5 protein-coding genes and 1 pseudogene are annotated in these 3,976 nt (G+C 62.4%); 2 read left to right on the plus strand and 4 right to left on the minus strand.

Going from position 1 to position 3,976, the window contains the following annotated elements:
• The 4 genes and pseudogenes from EOA85_RS29530 to EOA85_RS29545 form a co-directional block, all read right to left on the minus strand.
• Nucleotides 1-367, minus strand: a pseudogene (locus EOA85_RS29530) (hypothetical protein); the annotation flags it as partial.
• Between the two features lie 199 nt (nt 368-566).
• Nucleotides 567-1,517, minus strand: coding sequence for an acetyl-CoA carboxylase carboxyltransferase subunit alpha (locus EOA85_RS29535; RefSeq protein ID WP_065007391.1), 951 nt, complete (start codon nt 1,515-1,517; stop codon nt 567-569).
• A 99-nt stretch (nt 1,518-1,616) separates the two neighbouring features.
• Nucleotides 1,617-2,534: a site-specific tyrosine recombinase XerD gene (locus EOA85_RS29540; RefSeq protein ID WP_127212108.1), complete on the minus strand. Its 918-nt coding sequence runs from the start codon at nt 2,532-2,534 to the stop codon at nt 1,617-1,619.
• A gap of 10 nt (nt 2,535-2,544) precedes the next feature.
• On the minus strand, nt 2,545-2,697 hold the full coding sequence (locus EOA85_RS29545; protein ID WP_127212110.1) for a histidine kinase: 153 nt from the start codon (nt 2,695-2,697) through the stop codon (nt 2,545-2,547).
• 273 nt (nt 2,698-2,970) lie between these two features.
• On the opposite strand from EOA85_RS29545, the gene EOA85_RS29550 reads away from it, so the two are divergent.
• On the plus strand, nt 2,971-3,576 hold the full coding sequence (locus EOA85_RS29550) for a shikimate kinase (protein WP_029348639.1): 606 nt from the start codon (nt 2,971-2,973) through the stop codon (nt 3,574-3,576).
• A partial coding sequence (locus tag EOA85_RS29555) for an iron-containing alcohol dehydrogenase (protein ID WP_127212109.1) occupies nt 3,573-3,976 on the plus strand: 404 nt, incomplete at its 3' end. The genes EOA85_RS29550 and EOA85_RS29555, both read left to right, overlap by 4 nt.

The raw sequence follows: 3,976 nt of genomic DNA on the forward strand, positions 1-3,976 counted from the left end.
GGTGGTAGCTCGACCGCGGATTCATCTGCGCCGGACGGACCGTATAGAAGCCTTCCGGCGCCTGGCGGTCGCCTTCGGTGAATTTGGGGCCCAGCTTGCCCGACCATTTGCAGATGTCGTAGCTGGCGACCAAGTCGTAGCGGCCGTTGGTCTTGGCCTTCCAGATTTCGAGCTTGCCCTCTTCCTTGAAGATGCGGGCCATCACCGGCGAGGTGCGGGTCATGCCCTTGGCGTTCATGCTGGCCAGGATCTTGTCGGGCAGCGGCTTATTGGCGTGGGGGGCAAAATCCTTCATCGAAGAATCATTGCAGCCGGCGACGCCTATCGCGGCAATCAGAAGTCCGGTGCGGGCAAGCTTGGCAAACATGGATATGGCTATGTCTTTTCTTTCGGACCGCAGGCATCAGCGCCGTCAGGCCCAACCCTAAGCCCATTAACCTTGAAAATTCCTTACCGCAAGCGCCGGACGCATCCCCTTACAGCAATTTGATTGAACCGAATGCCGCGGCATTTTTGTGGCGGAAGCGCTCAATCTCGCCACATTACGGCGCGGACACCCATCTTGCCTAAAGGTTTCGCCCCATAGCCAGGTATTTTTCGCGGCGCTGTTCGCGAAAATCGGTGTTGGCGCCGGAGAACTCCTTCATCGTCTTGGCGATGAGGTCGCCGGTGGCGGCAATCACCGTTTCCGGGCCACGATGGGCGCCGCCGAGCGGTTCGGCAATGATGGCGTCGATGATCTTCAGCTCCAGCAGATCCTGGGCGGTGATCTTCATGTTGGTCGCCGCATCCTTCGAGCGGGTGGTGTCGCGCCACAGGATCGAGGCGGCGCCCTCCGGCGAGATCACCGAATAGATGGCATGCTCGAGCATGTAGACGCGGTTGGCGGTGGCGATGGCGATGGCACCGCCCGAGCCGCCTTCGCCGATGACAACCGAGATCGACGGCACCTTCAGGCCGAGACAGGCCGAGGTCGAGCGGGCGATGGCTTCGGCCTGGCCGCGCTCCTCGGCATTGACGCCGGGATAGGCGCCGGCCGTGTCGACCAGCGTCAGCAACGGGATGTTGAAGCGATCGGCGAGTTCCATCAGCCGCACCGCCTTGCGATAGCCCTCCGGCCGTACCGAGCCGAAATTATGCTTCAGCCGGCTGGCCGTGTCGGAACCCTTTTCCTGGCCGATGATCGCCACCGGCTCGCCGCGGAAGCGGGCGAAGCCGCCGACGATCGCCTGGTCCTCGCCGAAATTGCGGTCGCCGGCAAGCGGCGTGAAATCGTTGAACAGGCCCTTTATGTAGTCGACGCAATGCGGTCTGTCCGGATGGCGCGCCACCTGCACCTTCTGCCACGGGGTCAGCGCCCTATAAGTGTCGCGCAATGCGTCACGCACGCGTTTCTCGAGACGGCTGATCTCATCGCCGACATCGACCGCCTCGCCATTCTCTGCGAGCTTCTTCAGCTCGACAATCTTGCCTTCGAGATCGGCAACCGGCTTTTCGAAATCGAGGTAATTGTACATTCTTGAGCGGACCGATAAGCCGGGAGGCAATGACTGACGGAACCTGGGAAATAGAGGCGCCGGGCGGTGGAACGTCGTCCTCACATAGCGATATGACGTCTAGTCGGCAAGCGGATGATGATCCTTGACCAGCCGCACCAGCCGCTCCTCCAGCACATGCGTGTAAATCTGCGTCGTTGAAATATCGGCATGGCCAAGCAACTGCTGCACGGCCCTGAGATCGGCGCCGTTCTGCAGGAGATGGCTGGCGAAAGCATGGCGCAGCACATGCGGCGATATTTTCGCAGAGGCGATGCCGGCGCGCGCGGCAAGACCCTTCAGGTCGCGGGCGAAAACCTGCCTGGAGAGATAGCCGCTGTCGCTTGCTGCTGGAAAAAGGAACGGGCTATCTGCGAAAGCCGGCACCGTTGCCCGGGCAGCGAGCCAGGCCCGCATTGCCATGCGCGCCTTTGCCGACAGCGGCACCATGCGTTCCTTGTCACCCTTGCCGCGCACCATGAAGAAACGATCGTCGCGCAGCGCCACCGTGACCGGCAGGCCGACCAGTTCGGAAACGCGCAGGCCGGTGGCGTAGAGCACCTCGACCAGCGCATGCAGGCGCAGCGCCGCCAGGTTGTCGCCATCGTTCAGCGAGGCGTCAGCTGCCTCCTGCGCTGCACGGTCGATCAGCCGGCCGGTGTCGGCCTCGCTCATCGTCTTCGGCAGCGGCCGGCCCTTCTTCGGACTGTCCAAGGTTCCGGTCGGGTCGTCGCCGCGCAGGCCTTCTGCATAGAGGAACTTGAAGAACTGGCGGATCGCCGACAGTTTGCGTGCCTGCGAGGTGGCAGCAAAACCGCGCGCCGCGATCTCGTCGAGATAGCCGCGGATATCGGCGGCGGCGGCACCCGCGAGCCCGCCGTCGATCTCGGCCGAAGCGTCTTCGAGGTCGCGGCGATAGCTGGAAAGCGTGTTTTCGGCAGCGCCGCGCTCGGCACTCATCATTTCCAAAAAGGCTTCGATGCGGGCCGCGCTATTCATTTCTTTTGGGTCAGTTTTTCTTGGGGTTCAGCTTTTCGGGAGGAATGCGTACGCTCATTTCGGTCTTTCTCGGCTCGACGAACATCGCCAGAGCGAACATCGTGCCATAGACAATGCCGGCCAGAATCGCGAGCGTCACGACAAAGCGGAACAGTGTCGGCATCAATTTTCGCCCGTCTTCTTGTTCTGCGTTTCCAAACCCTGTGCCTTTATGAGACGCCAATCCGGCCAATTCAAGGGCGAAGCTCGGACGACGCTCGGCGCCGCCACGCTTGACGCAATCAGGCTTTTGATGTCGATACGCCGACAAAGAGGGCCTAAGCAGGCATTCGTGGGCTGGCCCACGAATGCCTGCTTAGATTCTTTGGCTTGTCGCAGTTCTTGTCGCCAAACCGTAGGACACTTGGCGGAACCTGCTTAGAAACATCATGGTGTCATGAACGCACTACCAGCAAATCCTCCCGATGAGAGCCATGCCGCGCTGCTCGGCCGGCTGGGCAACCGTTCCATCGTCTTTGTCGGCCTTATGGGCGCCGGCAAGACGGCGATCGGCCGCAAGGTGGCGGGCATCCTGGGACTGCCTTTCATCGACAGCGATCAGGAGATCGAAAGCGTGTCGCGCATGAGCGTCCCTGAATTGTTCGAACGCTATGGCGAGACCGAGTTCCGGGCGCTGGAGCAGCGGGTCATCCTGCGCGTGCTGGAACATGGTCCGCAGGTGCTGTCGACGGGCGGCGGCGCCTTCATGAGTGCGCAGACGCGGGAGGCCATTGCCGGCCATGGCGTGTCGGTATGGCTGAAGGCCGAGATCGACCTCTTGATGGACCGCGTTTCCAAGAAGCAGAACCGGCCGCTCCTGAAAAGCGCCGACCCCCGCGCCGTGATCGAGCGGTTGATGGCTGAGCGCTATCCGGTCTACGCAGCCGCCGATGTCACCGTGCCGACCCGCGACGATCGCAAGGAGGTCATCGCGGCCGAGGTGGTGAATGCGCTTTGCGGGTATTTCGGCGTTGCGGCCGCGACAGGCGAGGTGCGGTCGTGAGCACCAATACGAACGTCACCGTCGAAGTCGGGCTCGGCGATCGTGCCTATGACATATTGATCGGCTCCGGCCTGCTTTTGCGCGCCGGCAGCGAGATTTCGCGCCGCCTGCCCGGCACGCGCGCCGCAGTGGTCACCGACGTCAACGTCGCCGCAGCACACCTCGAGACGTTGAAGGCCGGCCTTGAAAAGAGCGGCATCCAGCCCGCCGAAATCACGTTGCCGGCTGGGGAAAAGACCAAGAGTTTCGCGCATCTCGAAGAGGTGGTGGACGGCGTGCTCGCCGCAAGACTGGAACGCGGCGATGTCGTCATCGCGCTCGGTGGCGGTGTCATCGGCGATCTGGCCGGATTTGCCGCCGGCATCGTGCGCCGCGGCATGAATTTCGTGCAGGTCCCGAC

It is taken from the genome of Mesorhizobium sp. M5C.F.Ca.IN.020.29.1.1 (assembly GCF_003997375.1).
GTDB classification, from domain to species: Bacteria; Pseudomonadota; Alphaproteobacteria; order Rhizobiales; family Rhizobiaceae; genus Mesorhizobium; species Mesorhizobium wenxiniae.

What these genes read in the sequence shown, in the direction of transcription:
- EOA85_RS29550 (WP_029348639.1), top strand. Translation starts at nt 2,971, where the DNA reads ATGAACGCACTACCAGCAAATCCTCCCGATGAGAGCCATGCCGCGCTG.
- EOA85_RS29545 (WP_127212110.1), bottom strand. Translation starts at nt 2,697, where the DNA reads ATGCCGACACTGTTCCGCTTTGTCGTGACGCTCGCGATTCTGGCCGGC.
- EOA85_RS29535 (WP_065007391.1), bottom strand. Translation starts at nt 1,517, where the DNA reads ATGTACAATTACCTCGATTTCGAAAAGCCGGTTGCCGATCTCGAAGGC.
- EOA85_RS29540 (WP_127212108.1), bottom strand. Translation starts at nt 2,534, where the DNA reads ATGAATAGCGCGGCCCGCATCGAAGCCTTTTTGGAAATGATGAGTGCC.